14 protein-coding genes are annotated in these 17421 nt (G+C 62.6%); 6 read left to right on the forward strand and 8 right to left on the reverse strand.

All coding sequences use genetic code 11. The features are described from left to right. Positions 1 to 22: 22 nt before the first annotated feature. The gene (locus tag G533_RS0111525; protein ID WP_027950082.1) at positions 23 to 694 is read left to right on the forward strand and encodes a glutathione S-transferase family protein; all 672 of its coding nucleotides are present in this window, start codon (positions 23 to 25) and stop codon (positions 692 to 694) included. Positions 695 to 700: 6 nt separating this feature from the next. On the opposite strand, the gene G533_RS0111530 is transcribed toward G533_RS0111525, so the two are convergent. From G533_RS0111530 to dinB, 3 genes are read right to left on the reverse strand one after another with little or no spacing between them, the layout of a single operon-like run. Beyond that, the gene (locus tag G533_RS0111530) at positions 701 to 2227 is read right to left on the reverse strand and encodes an acyl-CoA synthetase (protein ID WP_051230240.1); all 1527 of its coding nucleotides are present in this window, start codon (positions 2225 to 2227) and stop codon (positions 701 to 703) included. 37 nt (positions 2228 to 2264) lie between these two features. After that, entirely contained in the window at positions 2265 to 3446 is a 1182-nt protein-coding gene (purT, locus tag G533_RS0111535) for a formate-dependent phosphoribosylglycinamide formyltransferase (RefSeq protein ID WP_027950084.1), read from the reverse strand. A 45-nt stretch (positions 3447 to 3491) separates the two neighbouring features. After that, positions 3492 to 4583 carry a DNA polymerase IV gene (dinB, locus tag G533_RS0111540; protein WP_027950085.1) on the reverse strand — a complete coding sequence of 364 codons (1092 nt, stop codon included), beginning with the start codon at positions 4581 to 4583 and terminating at the stop codon, positions 3492 to 3494. A 113-nt stretch (positions 4584 to 4696) separates the two neighbouring features. Between dinB and G533_RS0111545 the strand changes: the two genes are divergently transcribed. The 3 genes from G533_RS0111545 (at position 4697) to G533_RS0111555 (ending at position 8447) form a co-directional block, all read left to right on the forward strand. Beyond that, positions 4697 to 4981, forward strand: a complete 285-nt coding sequence (locus G533_RS0111545; protein ID WP_027950086.1) for a hypothetical protein — start codon at positions 4697 to 4699, stop codon at positions 4979 to 4981. Between the two features lie 96 nt (positions 4982 to 5077). Continuing rightward, positions 5078 to 6592, forward strand: a complete 1515-nt coding sequence (locus tag G533_RS0111550) for an amidase (protein ID WP_035527788.1) — start codon at positions 5078 to 5080, stop codon at positions 6590 to 6592. 79 nt (positions 6593 to 6671) lie between these two features. Then, positions 6672 to 8447 carry a cyclic-di-GMP receptor FimW-related protein gene (locus tag G533_RS0111555; RefSeq protein WP_035527792.1) on the forward strand — a complete coding sequence of 592 codons (1776 nt, stop codon included), beginning with the start codon at positions 6672 to 6674 and terminating at the stop codon, positions 8445 to 8447. Here the strand turns inward: G533_RS0111555 and G533_RS21730 are convergent. The 3 genes from G533_RS21730 to G533_RS0111575 form a co-directional block, all read right to left on the reverse strand. Beyond that, the gene (locus G533_RS21730; protein ID WP_051230241.1) at positions 8444 to 9502 is read right to left on the reverse strand and encodes a nucleotidyltransferase domain-containing protein; all 1059 of its coding nucleotides are present in this window, start codon (positions 9500 to 9502) and stop codon (positions 8444 to 8446) included. The two genes, G533_RS0111555 and G533_RS21730, sit on opposite strands and share 4 nt — an antisense overlap. Then, the gene (locus tag G533_RS21735; RefSeq protein WP_084638948.1) at positions 9499 to 10494 is read right to left on the reverse strand and encodes an HprK-related kinase A; all 996 of its coding nucleotides are present in this window, start codon (positions 10492 to 10494) and stop codon (positions 9499 to 9501) included. Before G533_RS21735 ends, G533_RS21730 begins: the two co-directional genes overlap by 4 nt. Positions 10495 to 10731: 237 nt before the next feature. Then, complete coding sequence (locus G533_RS0111575) at positions 10732 to 11256, reverse strand: hypothetical protein (protein ID WP_144079864.1); 525 nt, start codon at positions 11254 to 11256, stop codon at positions 10732 to 10734. Positions 11257 to 11751: 495 nt separating this feature from the next. Between G533_RS0111575 and G533_RS0111580 the strand changes: the two genes are divergently transcribed. Both G533_RS0111580 and G533_RS0111585 read left to right on the forward strand, forming a co-directional pair. Beyond that, positions 11752 to 12789, forward strand: coding sequence for an SGNH/GDSL hydrolase family protein (locus tag G533_RS0111580; protein ID WP_027950091.1), 1038 nt, complete (start codon positions 11752 to 11754; stop codon positions 12787 to 12789). A 158-nt stretch (positions 12790 to 12947) separates the two neighbouring features. Further along, complete coding sequence (locus G533_RS0111585; RefSeq protein ID WP_144079865.1) at positions 12948 to 13661, forward strand: hypothetical protein; 714 nt, start codon at positions 12948 to 12950, stop codon at positions 13659 to 13661. Positions 13662 to 13767: 106 nt separating this feature from the next. On the opposite strand, the gene G533_RS0111590 is transcribed toward G533_RS0111585, so the two are convergent. Then, on the reverse strand, positions 13768 to 14430 hold the full coding sequence (locus G533_RS0111590; protein WP_027950093.1) for a PEP-CTERM sorting domain-containing protein: 663 nt from the start codon (positions 14428 to 14430) through the stop codon (positions 13768 to 13770). 184 nt (positions 14431 to 14614) lie between these two features. Then, a complete protein-coding gene (prsT, locus tag G533_RS0111595; protein ID WP_027950094.1) occupies positions 14615 to 17392 on the reverse strand; it encodes an XrtA/PEP-CTERM system TPR-repeat protein PrsT in 2778 nt (925 codons plus the stop codon). Positions 17393 to 17421: the final 29 nt, after the last annotated feature.

The raw sequence follows: 17421 nt of genomic DNA on the forward strand, positions 1-17421 counted from the left end.
TCATAACAAGGATCACAACCCCATGCTGACACTGCACGGTTTTTCCGCCAGCAATTACTACAACATCGTCAAACACTGCCTGCTGTACAAGGGCGTGGAATTCACCGAGAACCTGGTTTACCCCGGGGCGCCAGAGCTGCTCGCCGTGAGCCCGGCCGGCAAGGTGCCCGCACTGACCACGGCAAACGGCACGGCGCTCTCTGAAAGCAGCGTGCTGGTGGAATACATCGAAGACGCCTATACACAGACGCCGCTGCTACCCGCAGACCCGGAACAGCGTGCCCTTGTGCGTCAGGTAATGAAGGTGGCGGAGCTGTATCTCGAACTGGCGGGAAGACGGCTGCTGCCCGCCGTGCTGGCGAATGCTCCGGTGGCGGATGGCGTGAAGGAGGAGGTGCGCGCAACACTCGACAAGGGCGCCGCCAGCCTGACGCGCCTGGCCGCATTCTCGCCCTGGGTGTGTGGCGCCGACATGACCCTGGCGGACATCTATCTTCGTTATGCGTTGGCCATGCCCAAACTGGTCGGCCCCAGTCAGCTGCAGTGGGATGTACTGCAGGCGGTGCCCGGCCTTGCGGAATGGGATGCACGCATGGCGGAGGAAGCGGTGTCGAAGCAGGTAGACGCAGACCAGCAAGCCAATATGACCGAGTTCATGGAGTACGTCAGCGCGGCAATACAGCGCGGCAAGTAAGAGGCCTCAGCTGCGCTCGCGGGCCTCGGCCCGCAGCGCTGGCTTGTCTACCTTGCCCGCCGCATTCAGCGGCAGGGCCTGCACGCGCCGCCAGCTCTTTGGCGTTTTGTAACCGGCCAGGTACGCGCGGCAGTGAGCTGCGAGCTCGTCATCGCTGGCCTCCCCGTCCAGCACCAGCACCGCAGCGACCTGCTCCCCCCACTGGGCGTCTGGCAAGCCGATGACCGCGCAGTCCTTCACCGCCGGGTGGCCACGCAACACTTCCTCCACCTCGCGCGACGCCACATTCTCGCCACCGCTGATAATCATGTCTTTCTTGCGGTCAACAATGCTCAGGTAACCTGCGCTATCGAAGCGGCCGACATCCCCGGTATGCAGCCACCCGTTCACCAGCACAGCGGCCGTTGCCTCAGGCTGCTGCCAATAGCCGCTCATGCACTGGGGCGCTTTCACCAGCACTTCACCGGCCACCCCGGGCGGGCAGGTCGCACCGGCTTCATCCACCACCTTCAGCTGTACCGTCGCCAGGGGCTTGCCCACGGTGCGCAGCAACGCCGGCTGCCCCGCCACAGCGCGCTGGTGATCCTCCACGGTGAGAAAGGCAGCACTGCCGGACAACTCAGTCATGCCGTAACTCTGGCAGAGACCCACGCCGGTATCGGCCAACAACCGCCGCAGCAGGGTTTCCGGCATCGCGGAAGCGCCGTAGCCGATAGTGCGCACCGATGCCAAATCCGCCGGGCAAAACGCGGGGTCATCCAGCAGCATGGCGATCATGGTGGGCGCCAGTGACAAGGTGGTCACGCGCTGTTCCCGGCAGGCGCGCAGGGTGGCCTCGGGGGAAAACGACCGCAACAGCACGACTGCAGCACCGTACTGGTGTTGCAACAACACATTGTGCGCCGCCACGTGAAACAGCGGGAACGGGTACAGGTAGGTGTCGCCCGGGAGCACCGGCCGCGCCAGTGCCGCAGACTCAAGCCCGGCCAGAAAGGAACGGTGGGTAAGCACCGCGCCCTTGGGCCTGCCGGTGGAACCCGAGGTGTACAGAATCCACACCGGATCATCCGCCGCAGTCGCGGGCAGGGTCGCCTGCGGCCCCTCCAGCCACTGTGCATAGTCGCCCTGTAAATCCACCGCCGGTAGCGTCTGCGGAACCCCCGGCTCTGCACGCAGCGCCTGCAACAGTTCGGCATCGGCAAACAACAGGCTTACCCCCGACGCGCCAAGTTGATAACACCACTCCGGGGGTGCCAGCCGTGCGTTGAGGGGCACCAGGATGCGGCCGCTGGCCGCCGCCGCGTACATGAACTCGATGAATTCCGGGCCGTTGAAGGCGAGAACCCCAATGCGGTCGCCGGGGTTACCAACGCTCGCCAGTCGTTGTGCAAGTCGCGCTACGCGCGCCTGCAAGTGCGCGTAGCTTGTCGCCCGTCCCTGCCACCAGAGTGCCGTCGCTGTTGGCTGGCGCTGCGCCTGCAGTGCCAGCAGCTCGTGCAGCCGCGTTGCCGAAGGCGCCGTTGTGCTACTCATGCACGGCCATTCACGTATCGTGGGTCACAAGGCAGCCTCACAGGCTGACCTCGATGGCGGCGGTAACCTGCAGCGCCTTCTCTACCGCTTCTTCGATGGTATTGCCGCGCGCCAACCCCACCCCGAGGCGCCGCTCACCGCGCACTTCCGGCTTGCCAAACAGGCGCAGGTCTGTGTCGGGCAGGCTGAGCGCCTGTGCCAGGTTGCCGTAGCGCATGTTGCTGGAGTCTCCCGCCACCAGCAGAACTGCAGAAGCAGCAGGGCCCCACTGGCGAATGACCGGCACCGGCAAACCGAGAATGGCGCGCGCATGCAGTGCAAACTCCGAGAGGTTCTGCGAGATCAGCGTCACCAGCCCGGTATCGTGCGGCCGCGGGGAGACTTCGCTGAATATCACCGCATCGCCCTTGATAAACAGCTCTACCCCGAATATCCCATGGCCACCCAGCGCATCGGTGACGGCCGTTGCCACCCGCTGCGCGTCGGCCAGCGCGGCCGCACTCATGGCCTGGGGTTGCCAGGACTCGCGATAATCACCCTTTTCCTGCCGATGCCCGATGGGCTCACAGAAGCTGGTACCGTCGCTGTGACGCACGGTGAGGAGGGTGATTTCGTCGTCGAAGTCAACGAACCCCTCGACGATGAGCTTGCCGGCGCCGCTGCGCCCGCCCGACTGGGCATAGTCCCAGGCCACCTGAATATCCGCAGGCGTGCGCAGCGTGCTCTGCCCCTTGCCAGAGGAAGACATGATGGGTTTTACCACACAGGGCAGCCCGACAGCCTCCACCGCCGCTTCGTACTCCGCGCGGGTTGCCGCGAAACAGTAGGGCGAGGTAGCCAGGCCGAGCTCTTCGGCTGCCAGGCGACGAATGCCCTCGCGGTTCATGGTGAGCTGTGCGGCCCGTGCCGAAGGCACCACATGCCAGCCCTCGGTCTCCATGGCCACCAGTTCGCCTGTGGCGATGGCTTCGATTTCCGGCACAATCAACTGTGGGCGCTCCTGTTCAATGAGCGCGCGCAGCGCAGCGCCATCCAGCATATTCACCACATGTGCGCGATGTGCCACCTGCATGGCGGGAGCATGGGCATAACGATCAACCGCAATCACTTCGCAACCCAGGCGCATCAGCTCAATCGCCACTTCCTTGCCCAGTTCGCCGCTGCCCAGCAGCATGACGCGCGTGGCGCCGGGAGTCAGTGGTGTTCCGATGGTGGTCATTACTTGGGCTTCCCGCTGTGAAAAATACCAGTTTATCATCCGTGCTCAGAACTGCAGCGGATATTGCGCGGGGGCGGGTTCGGCAATGTCCTGGGTTGCCTGTGCCGTGGGCGTCTCGAAACCGGACAGGCTGAGGCCCAGCAAGCGCACGCCGAGTGGCACCGGCAACAGGCCTGCAAGAATTGCGCGTGCCAGCTCCCCGAACTGCTCGCGGCCAACAATCGGCGCCGGCAGGGATTGCGCCCGGGTAACCTGGCGGAAGTCGGCATATTTCATTTTCAGGGTAAGTGTGCGTCCCTGCGCGCCCTGCTGCGCAATACGCTGCCAGACAATGTCGATAATGTCCTCCAGGGCGGCGTACAGTTCTATGCTTGATGTCATGTCCTGTGCATAAGTGCGCTCTCCTCCCACCGACTTGCGCACCCGGTCCGGCCGCACGGGACGGTCATCCTCACCGCGGCTCGCGCGAAAGAGATACATGGCCGACTTGCCAAAATGCTGTTGTAAGAAACCCAGGCTCTGGGCCCGTAAATCAGCGCCGGTGTGAATGCCCAAATCTGCCATGCGCTCTGCTGTGCGCGGCCCCACGCCATAGAATCGCCGCGTCGGCAGCGCGGCAACAAAGGCGGCTCCTTCCGCGGGCAGGACGACAAATTGGCCGTCGGGCTTATTCTGGTCTGAAGCCACCTTGGCCAGAAACTTGTTGTAGCTGATGCCCGCGGAAGCCGTTAACGCCGTCTCCGCGAGAATATCCCGACGGATGCAGCTGGCCACACGGATGGCGCTGCCTATCCCCTGACGATCCTCGGTCACGTCGAGGTAGGCCTCATCCAGCGACAGGGGCTCAACCAGGCTGCTGTAACGGTCGAAAATGGCGCGAATCTGTCGCGACACTGACTTATAAACGTCGAAACGCGGTTTCACGAAGGTCAGCTGAGGGCAGCGCCGCTTGGCGGTGACCGAGGGCATCGCGGAGCGCACACCGAACTGACGCGCCTCGTAGCTGGCCGCTGCCACCACGCCACGCTCGGCTGAGCCGCCCACGGCAATGGGCCGGCCACGCAACGCAGGGTTATCGCGCTGCTCTACGCTGGCGAAAAAGGCATCCATATCGATGTGAACAATCTTGCGCAGCACCTTTCGGGCTCCCCAACTCCAGCAGCAAAGGTGCAAGCGGCGGTAAGAGGCAACAAACGAGGTCTGCTACACTCACTCCACAGGCCTCCTGACCCAGGCAGTGTGATTATCCCATGGAAACGCCACAGCAACGCAAAATTCGCGAAGCCCTGAACCGCCCATCGCCGAGCGACAGCAGCTCGATGGACAACAGTGAGCCGGAAGCCAGCACGTCCCTGCAGGCGCACGCCCTTGAACACACCGACCCGGACTACGTGCCCAAAACGCTGACACCCCACGAGTGGGAAGCGTGGTATGCGGAGCACGGGGTGCCCGCTTCACACCGGCAAACGTCGACAGGTGCACCGGCAGCACAATCGCTCTGGTCGCGGCTAAAAAAATTGCTCCGCCGCAGCTGAGGGTCGGCTACCGCGCACCTGGGCCAAAAAGCTGAACCGGGAAAGCCCGCCCGCTGCGGTATAGTGCCTCGATTGCCAACGCCGAGGACACCACCCATGGAAGATTTCTCCCGTCGCACGTTGATCAAACAGGGCCTGCTGGCAGCCACTACCGTCGCGCTGGCTCCAACCTTGCGCGCGAGCAGCGCCACCACCCTGCCGCTGGAGGAATACCGCCAGTGGGATGCCCTGGACATCGCCGAGCGCGTGCGTGCGGGGGATGTGTCAGCGTCAGAAGTGCTGGAGACCGCCATTGCGCGGGCCCGGGCAGTGAACCCGACACTGAACTGCATCGTCGAGACACTCTACGACCGGGCGCGCGCAGCCGTTGCAAAACCCCTGCCTGCGGGCCCCTTCCACGGCGTGCCGTTCCTGCTGAAGGACCTGGGCATGATGCTGGAGGGCACCGTGACCACCCACGGCTCGCGCTTCTATCGCGACAACGTGGCCGACTACACCAGCACGGTGGTCAGCCGCTATCAGGCCGCCGGGCTGGTGATCATGGGCAAAACCCACAGCCCCGAGTTCGGTGGCACCGGCAGCAGCGAATCCACCCTCTTCGGTGACACGCGCAACCCCTGGAACCTGGAGCACTCGGCCGGGGGATCCTCAGGTGGCTCGGCCGCAGCGGTAGCCGCCGGTATTCTGCCCATCGCCAATGCCACCGACGGCGGCGGCTCTATTCGCATTCCCGCCTCTGCCTGCGGCCTGTTCGGCATGAAACCCAGCCGCGGGCGGGTACCCCACGGGCCGCGTACCCTGTCGTCGCTGATGTCGGTCACGCATGCCGTCTCGCGCAGCGTGCGCGATAGCGCGGCGCTGCTGGACGCCACCAGCGGCCCAGAGCCTGGCCAGACAGTCATTGCGCCACCACCCGAGGGCAGCTTTCTCGAGGCATCGATGCGCGCGCCGCGAACGCTGCGTGTTGGCCTCGTCACAACACCGCTGACACATACCCCGGTCGCGGAGGAGTGCCTGACGGCGGCGCGCAACGCCGCCACACTCTGTACGCAACTGGGGCATAACGTGGAGGAGATTCAGCTCCCCGTCGATCCCAGGCAGTTTTTTGCCGCCTTCGGCCCGGTCATGGCAGCGAGTACTGTTGAACGCATCCACGCACGGGAACGGGCGCTGGGCCGTAAGGTAACCGAAGATGACCTCGAGCCGCTGATCTGGGAACGCTACCTTGCCGACCGCGACAACAGCGCGGAGCAGCTCTTTTCCGCCATGCAGGTGCTGGAGCAGATCACGCGCGACATGGCGCTGCTGCAGCAAACCTACGACGTTCTGCTTTCCCCTACCTTGACCACGCCTCCGGTAAAACTGGGCAAACTCAGCCTGGATCAGGACAAGGCCAGCTACGAGCAGGAGGCCATCAGCGTGTCGGCATTCACCAGCCTGTTCAACGCCACCGGGCAGCCCGCCATGTCTGTGCCGCTGCACTGGAGCGCGGAAGGTCTGCCGGTAGGCGTGATGTTTGCCGGGCGCTACGGCGAGGAGGCGCTGTTGTTCCAACTGGCCGCACAACTGGAAAAAGCGGCGCCCTGGTTCAACCGATTGCCAACAGTGTGAACCCCGTCACCCAAGCTGTGTGGCACGCAACAACTGGTCTGCGGTAACCTCACCACTGATTCCAGCCAAGCACCACACCATGAGCAAACCGGTCCCCATCGAGCTACGCATCCCACCGCAGGACGGCGCTCCATTCACGCGTTTCGCCGCCACCCTCGCGGGCGCAGCCGGGTGGTGCGACGCGCTGCCGATGGCAGATCCGCCCGGGGTGGCGCAGCGGCTGCGCGACACGTTGCTGGAGCTGAATCGCGCGCCACTGGACCCGGAACTTCGCTATGAATTGCTGGAAACCCTGCGGCCCAGCCTGACCCAGACCCTGACACTGCTCGACCGCGTGTTGATCAACCAGCCGCTGGCCATGCCGCCACGTATGCAGGCATTGGCTGCGGTTTCCGACCAGATCGGCGGGTTGGCGTGCACCGCCTATTCCATCTGCGTGATGCACGCGGCCCGCGAGCCCGCGCGAATCACCCGCAGGGCACCCGCCAGGCTGGTGTGCGAGGCGCTGGAACGCAGCCTGCACTATGCAGCACACAAGGTTCTCCTTGCACTCAACTTGCAGCTGCCCATCGAATCGCGTACCTGGTCAACGCTGCATCAACTCTACCTGCTGGGCGAGCGCTATCGCCTGACAGACCTCGCCGTGCCCGCGGCCACCGGTGGTGAGAGCACCCTGAGGAACACCTGGCTATTGCCGCAGCTGCTGGCCTGCTGCCATACCGGCCAACTGCTGCGTAGCGACATCAACGTGCTTCACGCTGCGCTGCGGCATTCGGCACCGCGCTGCACCGTGCAGCTGGCCAGTGAACCCGGGCTGTTTGCCGTCGACCTGGGAGGCGCCAGCCCGCCGGTCTACCGCGCCAGCATGGCTACTTTGGGCAAGCAGGTGCGGGTGCTGGACACCACGGAAATGCTGAAACCGCTGACACAGGCCAGCGCAATGGCGCGCAAAGCGAACCGCAGCGGCGTGTTACTGGGCGACACCCGAATTCCCCTGCCGGTGCTGGAACATTTGCTGGATTGCCTCGGCAGCGAGCGCGAGCGCGGGAGCCGCAGGGTGATTGTGCGGGAACCGCTACAGGCCGTCTTGGGCTTCAGCGCCACGCACTTTCACCTGGCCGGCGAGCGCACCCTTGACGAGCTGGTACAGAAGCCCGGGGCCCGGAAGGCCAAACCCAGCACCGAGAACCCTTTTCTGGTAGAACGCAAAAGTGACGACCCCTGGTCCGCCGCACCCGATACCGACCGCAACCACTCTTCGCTGAACCGGGACGGCAGTATCAATGTGCTGGCTCGCGCACGCACCGAAAAAACAACCGCGCCCGAACTGCCTGCCGGATTCAGCGTTCTGCAGGTCACCACCGTGGATGCCAGCCCAGGGGGCTATTGCCTGGACTGGGGCGCCACCGCGCCCGCAGCGGTACGCAACGGGGAACTGGTCTGTTTACGCAGGGATCAGAAAGACCCCTGGCTATTGGGTGTCGTACGCTGGACACATCGGCAGCACACCCGTGGCACGACCACCGGTATTGAAATCCTGGCTTCGCGGGCTGAGTCCTGGGCCTGCCAAACCCTGCGCGACGGGGCCAGCCAGGCCTCCTCGTTGCGGATCATTATCCTGCCACCAAACCGGCTTTCACAGGGGCGGGAGACTATCATCACGCCGCGCAGCGGCTTCGCCCCCGGCAACCACCTGCTGCTGCAGCGCGGGCAGGAGCAGCGCACCATTACCCTGGGCAAGCAGATGGCGATCAGTGCCGGGATGAATCAGTTTGAAGTGCGAGAGGGGTTGTTGGCGGTGGAGGATACCGCCACTGCAGTGAAACAGCTGAATGATATCGACTACGCGCCCTAGCTAGCCATCAATCCGCTCTTCTGAACCAGGTGGCGCAGTAGCAACCCCGGCGGCATGCGGATCCAGTGAGAACGTAGATACAATAACTGTTCTGCGGCTGTCACACGCCATGGCTGATCCACCTGAGGCACCAGGTGCCAGCGCATCAATGTGCTCATCAAGCGATCGACGGGGTATGCAGGCCGCGCCGCAAGCACCGTGTGCCAGACAGTATCCGGCGGCTCAAGGCCAAAGAGATCCCCGGCGAGGGACAAACAGTAGTAAAGCGGCCGCAACAGACCCAGCGCCCTGCCATGCGCCAACAGGTCGGGCCAGAAATTCGCATCTCGCTCTGCGCCATGCAGGCAGGCCACATGAATATCGTAAAGATCGCGTATTCCACCGCGTAGTTCATCACTCATCATCAAGTGCAGCGCACTGTGCAACACCCTGTCTGTCGGAGCCAATACATAAAAAGGCGTGCCCGCAACGCGCTCCGAGCGCTCTATGACCGGCGCAACATCCAGCGCGCTGCGGCTGGTGACCTGAATCAGATTGTGATGGACATCGAGCTCCAGCGAGCAGTCGGAGTGCCGCAGGGGGGGCAGCTCATGACTCCACTGGCGGTAATACTGATTATCGTACGCCGTCAGGTTGGGGTCGAACTCCCAGCCTACATCACGCAAGCGCTGCTCGAAGTCCGGCAGCGCATGCCGGGGCACCAGCACATCAATATCGCTCAAGCCACGACCCGCAGCGAACGGCAGTTCCGCCATCAGATACGCCGCGCCCTTCAGGAGTATGACCGGATACTCGACCTGGGCCGCGAGCTTACCCAGGCCGCGGAGTTCGCTGCGTACCAGCACATGCATATGTGCTACGTAGCGCGCATGCCCCGACAGCATATCGCGCACCGCAACCGGCAGGTCCAGGTCTGGTACCTCATGCGCGAGCAGATGATGGAGGCGCGCCAGCATCCGCGAGCGCCGCCCCTCGCCGAGCAGCGCCTCCCATTGCGACGGACTCAACTCGCGAGCACAGTCCGGATTGCGCAACACCGCGATCAGTGTATTCATGGTTCCCGCGCCTGCACCAGGCTTTCTACAGCGGCCACGGCTTCGGAGAGGTCGCCGTTGATCAGTTGGTAGCTCGCACACTCTCTGACGAGCCGACAGAGCGAACGGAAACCCAACGCACCACTCACGCGGTAGTTGAATGAGTTGTTGACCAGTCGCGTCATGGCCACTTCGGGAGGCTGCTCCTGCAGCTGCAACGCAGCACCGGGCTCATAGCGGGGAAAAACAATGAACCGCGGACGCGCCGGGTCTGCCTGGCGCTGCAAGCTGTCACCAGGCGGGAACATGTGTACCACATCGCCCTTGCGCGTTTTAGCATACCGCGGGCCGAAGCCGAGATGCGGGGCAAAGTCACGCAGCAGAGGTATCGAGGCATTCTTCAACGGCGCGGCACGCGGCAAGGGCAGGAAGCAGCCATCTGCATGGCGCAGAATGCCGAATTCATCGGAGAGCAGCCGCCAGCCGCGACCGACCAGAGCCGCACACAAGGTACTCTTGCCTGAGCCCGGCTGCGCCGGCAACACCACGGCGCAGCCATCGCGTTCCACCACGGCACTGTGCAGCATCAAATAATCGTGGGCCGACATGGCAATGCACCAGTTCAGGCCCCACTCGAACATCGGAAATGCATGATCCAGCGGATAGGGATCGAAAGGCGTGAGCCCTTCAATGCGAAATACCACCTGCGGACGGTACCAGCGTCGAGCGCCTAGCTGCCGCTCCACGACGATACGGAAGTGACAGACCTCATCCTCTGGGAGCACATCGAGTGATGCGTACGATCGCTGCCACGTGGCAGAAAAACTGTCCACATCACTGCCCAACCGCACTTTAAAAGGTCCTGTCTCGAAACACAGGCGCCGCTCCCGCAGCCTGCGCGACAAATCCGCCTCACCCAACGCCCCGACTTTCAACGTGCGAAGCGCTCGACGAGCTGCATGGAAGCCAGGCGTTCCAATACGTTGCAGACCTGTGGCAGCCAATTCTCCCATGGTTCATCTGCGACCTTTGCCACTGCTACAGCGAGCTCCAAGTGCGTCAGACAGGCCCCCGAAGAAAGGCACGAGAGCACCTCCGCTGGCAAGGCATCAAGCAAGTGAGTCTCGCCGGTCGCATTGGAGTAAACGGCGACACAATCGCCGATCTCCTCTAGGATCAAAGTATCGTGGGAACTGAGTTGCCAGCCGTGCATCATGTCATGCTAACACGAGCCACGGCGGCAAAGGTGATCAGTTGAAAGTGCGCAGGCTCGAGGGATTGAGAGACGTCCAGCAGGAGCCCGTCATCGGTGTAGCGTGGAGATCATTGAACGCGGACTCAGGAATCTGCGGCCAATACCCGACAATCTCCGGGGTGCGACCGTTGACATCAAAAAGAACCAGCACATGCCGCGTTGACTCTACGTATCCATGGCCCAAAAGTTCTTCACGATTGGTGGCGTAAACCGTTCCGCTGTTGTGGTAGTACACGCCGTTGATGTCGTACAAGTCATTCGCCAGGCCCTGCACACTACGACCCTGCTTCTTGAAGTACGGCACTTCGAGCCTCACCGCGGTATCGCCCTGCAGGCTGTTCCCTTGACTCGCGGACTTCATATTGGAAAAACTGCCGCCGGAGCATTGTGCCGCGCTCGCCATCGCGAGTGCCGCGTTAGGGGTTAGTGACACGATTACCGGTGCCGCCGCTGACGCTTTCAACAAGCGACGCCGGGTGGCATTGACCACATGCGTTTCGTCCTTCGACTTTTTACTCACTGTATTACCCTCGTACGCGGCTCCGCGTCTCAAAACTGGTCGATCTTGTTGGCCACAAAGCAGCCACAAAGCAAAAATCAAGCCAAAATATTAACACACTGATTTATAAAGAAAACAAACTGCTCGAATCCACGCGATCTCGGTCAATTGTAAAAATTCTCGACAAATAATCAGCGCCGCACTCTTGCTCTGTCGACGAGCAGATACGCTCGCACATCATCCTTCGTAGACTAACACAAGTGTCCGCCTGACTTTTGCGCACTGGTTCACAGTGCTTGACATAACGCGCGATGCGTGGCGTTTGCTCAAAATGTGTCGGAAAATCTTACACCAGCCTGTCAGGAAGATATTTTTCCAATAATTTTCAAAGGGTTACGATTTGGCTCGAACCTTGCCTAGGCAAACTTGAGGGACCGCCCATGATCACAACCTGCGCCGGGATGTGTCGAACGCGTGTACCCTCACACCGATCGCTCACACAGGAATAAGAAACCGATGAAATCACGCTTTTGCCAGTTCAAGCACACTGCGCGCGCGGCCATCGCGGCATTGGCCATCGCCAGTAGCCCGCTGTACGCCGCGCCCCTGTTTTCTGACATCTACGTTTTTGGTGACAGCCTGTCGGACACAGGCAATACCCGTTCAGAGGTTCCCTTCGGCTCAACCGGAACGGTTGCGGCACTTGCCGGCTACGGCCCTAACGGACGCTTCAGCAATGGGCCCGTGTGGCATGAGTACCTCGCCGACCTTCTGGCTTTGCCCCGCGCAACGCGCTCCTCCGCTGGCGGCAATAACTATGCGTATGGTGGCGCACGGGTCGACAACGCCGGCGGCGTCTCAGCCGGCGTTCTGACCCAGCAGGCCCGCTACAACACCGACCTTGGCGGCGCCACGTCAGACCCTGACGCGCTGTATGTCGCCTGGGCGGGTGGCAATGACATGCGCGACCTGGTGGGTAGCGTCGATCCGCTGGCCGCCATCAACGCCACGCTGGACTCACTGTTTGGCGTACTGGGTGGGCTGGTAGCGAGCGGCGCTGGCACATTACTGATCCCCAATCTGCCTGACCTCGGCAGTATTCCGGAATTTCGCACCTCGGCCGAAGCCGCATCGGCCACATTCGTCACCACGGCGTGGAACACCGGCCTCGAACAACGCGTGAATGGCCTCGCAGCAACCACATCAGCATCAATCTACTTTCTCGATGTGTTCTCGGTATTCAACGATATTATCGCTGACCCGGCACCGTTCGGCTTCACCAATGCCACAGGCGAATGCCGCTCCGTTGTGAGCTCAGGCTTTCTCGGCTTGGGGCGCACGGAAGTAGAATGTGCCGGAGCGGCCGGCTATGTGTTCTGGGATGAAATTCACCCCACCACGGCAGCCCATAGCCAGCTTGGCGCCAGCGCCTTCGCGTTGTTGAGCAGCGGCGCGGCGGTCGGCACAGTGCCGGCACCGATGACACTTTGGCTGTTCCTGTTTGGGCTGCTCGCCCTGATCTACATGCACCGGCGGAACGCGGTGGCCGCGTAATACGGTCACTGACTTGTGTGCGGAGCGGCAGACCGCCAGACATACGCGCGTCTTGCCGCTCCGACACCAAGCATAGCCCGCGCCCTGCGGGGCGGCTGCGCCGCCTTCCTGCACTGCTGGCACTCATCCTGCTGCTCGCCAATCTCCCGACACTGACAGTGGCAGCCCCGCAGAACGCCACCCGGCTCACACTAGAGCTGCAGATTGCTGAGGAATACCGCACCCACTACCTAGTGCTCATGGAGCAGCAGGTGCATGTCTATAGCGATGAGGGCTGCCTCGAGGGGGTCTACACAACCTCATCCGACACTTTGCACATCCATTCAGCGTCAGACGGCGCAGCCATGCTACTGAACCGCAACAGCGCCGCCAAGCTGGCCGCACAGCTGTCGGCAGAGGTGATGGCTATGGAGGACTCGCTCGCCACCCTGACTCCGGAACAGCAGGTCGTCAGCCGCTTGCGCATGGCGCAGCTATTCAACCGTGAGGGCGAGGGAACAGCAACCAGCGTGGATATGGCTGTTGAATCGGGTGCAGATGAGTCCATCCTCGGGATCGCGTGCAAAGGCTATTCATTGCACAGCAGTGGCGCCACGGTGGGTGAAGCGTGTTTTGCCCCTGCGGGTGCGGTGCCACATGGCGCTGCATTGGCGGACATGTTGGCGCTGATGCACGACCTTCACATTGCACTGCAGGAGGCTGCACCGGCCTACGTGAGCTGGGTGCTTCCCACGCAATTACTCTCCAGCCTGAAACCCGAATTGGGTATCCCCCTGCGTCTGAGCATCGTCGAAGACAACGGCACAACAATCAGCGCCTGGCGCATGACAGAGCTCGAAGAAACCTCCGCCAGCCCCTTGGTTGTGGACTGAAATCGCAACCCCAGCTCAAGGCAGGCACACTCCGCAACAAAAAAGGGTAGAGAGCTTTCGCTCTCTACCCTTTGCGCACTTGTGGGCCGGGCCTATACCCGCTTTTTCAGGCCTTGCGGCGACGAGCCGTAAAGCCAAGACCAAACAAGCCAAGACCCATCAGCAGCAGCGTGCCCGGTACCGGCACCGGGGCGGCGTCGACACGTGACGTCGTGTAAGCGAGGTCATCCGAGGTGATCTCCTGCCCGGATATCAACAACGTCTGAATGGCCGTGTCGGAGGTGATGCTAATGAATTCCATCGTGCCATCACCCGGGCCAAAGCCGCTCGGCCGCGACACCAGGCCCAGAGACTCATTGCCCGCACCAAAAAACTCGATGGATTCCGCACCGACGCCCGCAGCACTGAACCAACCGCTAAAGCCGAAAATGCCCCCCAGCCCACTGAAATCCAGGCTGTAGGTACCGTCACCGAACCCCGCGCCAAAGAGGGAACCGGAACTCGGTACAATCGGAGAGCTGCTACGAAAATCAGTCCAATTACCCTGCGCTACGGAGGCGAGTTGGACCGTGCCGGGCACTACACTCACCGAACCACCGAACAGGGATGTCAGGAAGGCACGACCACCGGGGGTACCCTCGAAATCCTCAACCGCGTCGGCCAGGAATGTGCCTGCGACGATGGGAGCCGCTTGAAGACCGAGTGCACCGAAGGTCAGTGACACCGCCAGCGCGGCTTTGCAGACTAATTTCTTGCTTGTATTCAGCATGGCTCTAACCCTCGAAATTCAAATAAGTAACGCTCTGCAACGTCTTAAGCAAAAAGCCTGCCATAAAAATATTTACGTTTTAAAACAGTAGCTTGCAAAAACAACGTCGCACAAGCCCGAGGGCCACTGTAAAGAAAACCGACACCCTTCACAGCGCAGGCGAGCCGGCCGCTACGCGCCTCCATCAGCTCTCGCGAAGTTGCTCCGCCAACGCCTTGGCGGCAGGCGTCTCAGGGAACGCCGGGCCACGCAGCAGCGTATCCAGCAAGGTCAGCGCCTCGTCAGAACGCCCCGCCGCCGCCAGAATCTGCGCACGGTGGTAGCGAAATTGAGGCGAATCCGGGGCGCTGTCCAGCGTTTTCTGGTTTACTGCCAGCGCTTCATCGTAATCGCCGTTCTCCAGCAGGATCATGGCATGTGTATCCTGAATCGCCGCATTATCAGGAACGGCTCGCAATGCCTTCTCCACGAGCTCCAGCGCCCGTGCGGTGTTTGAGGCGCGATACGCCCAGGCCAGGTTGTTCATCGCAACCACATCGTCCGGTGCCAGGCGATGCAGGGTTTCAAACACGGCAGCAGCCTCTTCATCCCGCCCCTGAGACAGGTACAGCGGCCCCAGCTGGTTGAGCACGGTCACATCCTCGGGAGCGCTCTGCAGCCAGCCTTCGAGCATCCTGTAGGCCTCGTCACGCTTGCCTTGCTGCAACAGTGTGGAGGACAGAAACACCAGCGAATTGCTGGACGGCGACTCACTGTGCGCCTTGCGCAGCAGCGTTTCGGCCTCGTCCAGATCGCCCTGGGTCAGCGCCAACCGACCTCGAGCCAGGTTGAGTTGCGCCTCGGGCACCACACCGGCCGGCATTTTTGCCAGCTGCTCGCTGGTCTCGGCCAGCTTGTTCTGCTGCAGCAGCACTTCAACCAGCATTTTGCGGGAATCCACATCCTGCGGCTGCAGATCCACCGCCTGGCGCAGGTGACGCTCAGCCGCCGGCAGGTCGCCGTTGGCACGCTCCGCCTGCGCCGCCAGGCGCAGCGCCCGTACATTATCCGGCATCAATTCCAGCAGGCGGCGGCTGGAATTCACCGCTGCACCCGGCTGATCAAGTGCCAGGAAAGCGCCCGCAAGCAACTGGTGTACGCGGGGATCGCCGTTGTGTTCATCGCGCACGGCGGTAAGCAGGTCCACCGCTTCGCCGGGGCGCTGCTGCGTGAACTGATACCGGGCCAGCATAAGCCTTGGCTCCAGCGCCTTGGGGTGAGCGCTCATGGCCCGCTCCAGCGCCGCCACCATCTCCGTCATTTCACCGCGCTGTTCGTGCACGGCGGCGAGGTTCATCATGCCCTGCAGGTCATCGGGCTGCGCGGTGAGGCTGTCATTGAGGATATCCAGCGCCGCGGCAGAGTCATCGTCCAGCATGGCCAGAGACGCCAGCCCGGTGCTTGCCTGGGTATTGCCCGGCTCCAGCGCCAGAGCGGCGCGGTAATTCTCCGCCGCACCCGCCCGGTCCCCCGCATCCAGTGCCAGTTGTGCTGCCAGCACACTGGGCAGGGCATCCTCAGGGGCGCTGTCGCGAAACGACTGCAGTTCGGCATTCGCCGCCTCGGCATCGCCACCGGCAGCCAGCGCGCGCACCAGCCGATACCGTATTTCACCATCGGCGGGGTCGAGCTCACGTGCGGTACGCAAGGCCACCGTGCCTGCATCCAGGTCGCCGGAGCGCACCAGGGAGGTGCCGAGTTCCATTTGCACCTGGGCGGAATCCGGTGTGGCGGTGGCCATATCCTGGTAAACCGCCGCACTGGCACCGTGCATGCCCTGCGCGGTGAGCGCCAGCGCCAGGATATTCATCGTGGGGACATTCATGGGCAATTCCTCCAACAACTTGCGGGTGATGGTTTCGGCGCGTCCGGGCTCGCCCATGCGCAAGTACACCGCGGCCAGCATCTGGCGCGCGTTGATGTTACGGGGCTGGGCCGCAAGAAACCGGCTCAGCTGGTCTTCCGCTGTTGCGAGGTTGCCCTCACGGAAGTTGGCGTTTGCCGCCAAATAGAGGCTTGGCAAGTGGTCCGGTGCCACGTTGAGCACCTTGGCCAGTTCACCCAGGCCAGCGCTGGCGTTGCCATTTTCGATCTCGATACGGGCCTGCGCGTAGTTTACGCCGGGGTGGTCAGGAATGATTTTCTCGAGCTGCTCCAGCTCTTTCGCTGCTTCATTGTGCTTGCCCTGTTCGACCTGCACGGCCACCAGGCTCAGGCGGTCATTCAGGCGAAAGCGGTTCAGGCTGCTCGCAGTCGCGAACGCGGCCTCGGCCGCAGGGTAATCCCCACGCGCTTGCAGCAAGCCACCGTACAGGCTCCAGGCTTCGGCAAATTCGGGGTGCGTTGTCGTCAGCTCCTTGAGGATGCTCTGGGCGTCCTCGCGCTCGCCGGTGTGGCTGACCGATACGAACGCCTGGGAAAGCTGCACCTGGGGGTCATCCGGTGCCAGCTGTATGGCCTTGCTCAGGGTGTCTTCCGCGCTGAACGTGTCTCCCGTGGACGCTTGCGCCCGCGCCACCAGGGCTAGCCAGGCGGATTCCTCTGCGGCAAAGGCGTAGCCCGGGTCGGCATAGTGCTGCAGCAGTTTTTCCGCCTCGCCCGCGCCTATCAGCGCCTCGGCATAGAGCACGGCGACCTCCGGAACCTGTTCCGCCTCCAGCGACTTTTCAAACTCTACCGCCGCTTCAGCCATGGCGCGCTGGCGCAGGAACACTTCGCCCAGCACCCGTCGCCCTGCCGCGCTGCGAGTGTCCTGCTGTAACGCGGTTTTGGCGTCGATCTCCGCCGCGTTCAATTTGCCTTCGGCGAACGACTGCTGCGCCCGGGCCAGCAGCTCATCGTGGGTGAGTGATTTGGAACACGCGGAAACAGCCAATACCACCATGGCGGGCAGCCACAGCTTCCGGGCAACAGACATTTGCATGGTAACGCCTCGTAACGTTCTATTCTTTC

The organism is Haliea salexigens DSM 19537 (assembly GCF_000423125.1).
GTDB classification, from domain to species: Bacteria; Pseudomonadota; Gammaproteobacteria; order Pseudomonadales; family Halieaceae; genus Haliea; species Haliea salexigens.

Excerpts from the sequence above, each read along its gene's own strand:
- G533_RS0111590 (WP_027950093.1), bottom strand. The coding sequence starts at position 14,430 with ATGCTGAATACAAGCAAGAAATTAGTCTGCAAAGCCGCGCTGGCGGTG.
- G533_RS0111580 (WP_027950091.1), top strand. The coding sequence starts at position 11,752 with ATGAAATCACGCTTTTGCCAGTTCAAGCACACTGCGCGCGCGGCCATC.
- G533_RS0111530 (WP_051230240.1), bottom strand. The coding sequence starts at position 2,227 with ATGAGTAGCACAACGGCGCCTTCGGCAACGCGGCTGCACGAGCTGCTG.
- purT (WP_027950084.1), bottom strand. The coding sequence starts at position 3,446 with ATGACCACCATCGGAACACCACTGACTCCCGGCGCCACGCGCGTCATG.
- G533_RS0111550 (WP_035527788.1), top strand. The coding sequence starts at position 5,078 with ATGGAAGATTTCTCCCGTCGCACGTTGATCAAACAGGGCCTGCTGGCA.
- G533_RS0111555 (WP_035527792.1), top strand. The coding sequence starts at position 6,672 with ATGAGCAAACCGGTCCCCATCGAGCTACGCATCCCACCGCAGGACGGC.
- prsT (WP_027950094.1), bottom strand. The coding sequence starts at position 17,392 with ATGCAAATGTCTGTTGCCCGGAAGCTGTGGCTGCCCGCCATGGTGGTA.
- G533_RS0111525 (WP_027950082.1), top strand. The coding sequence starts at position 23 with ATGCTGACACTGCACGGTTTTTCCGCCAGCAATTACTACAACATCGTC.
- G533_RS21730 (WP_051230241.1), bottom strand. The coding sequence starts at position 9,502 with ATGAATACACTGATCGCGGTGTTGCGCAATCCGGACTGTGCTCGCGAG.
- G533_RS0111545 (WP_027950086.1), top strand. The coding sequence starts at position 4,697 with ATGGAAACGCCACAGCAACGCAAAATTCGCGAAGCCCTGAACCGCCCA.
- G533_RS21735 (WP_084638948.1), bottom strand. The coding sequence starts at position 10,494 with ATGGGAGAATTGGCTGCCACAGGTCTGCAACGTATTGGAACGCCTGGC.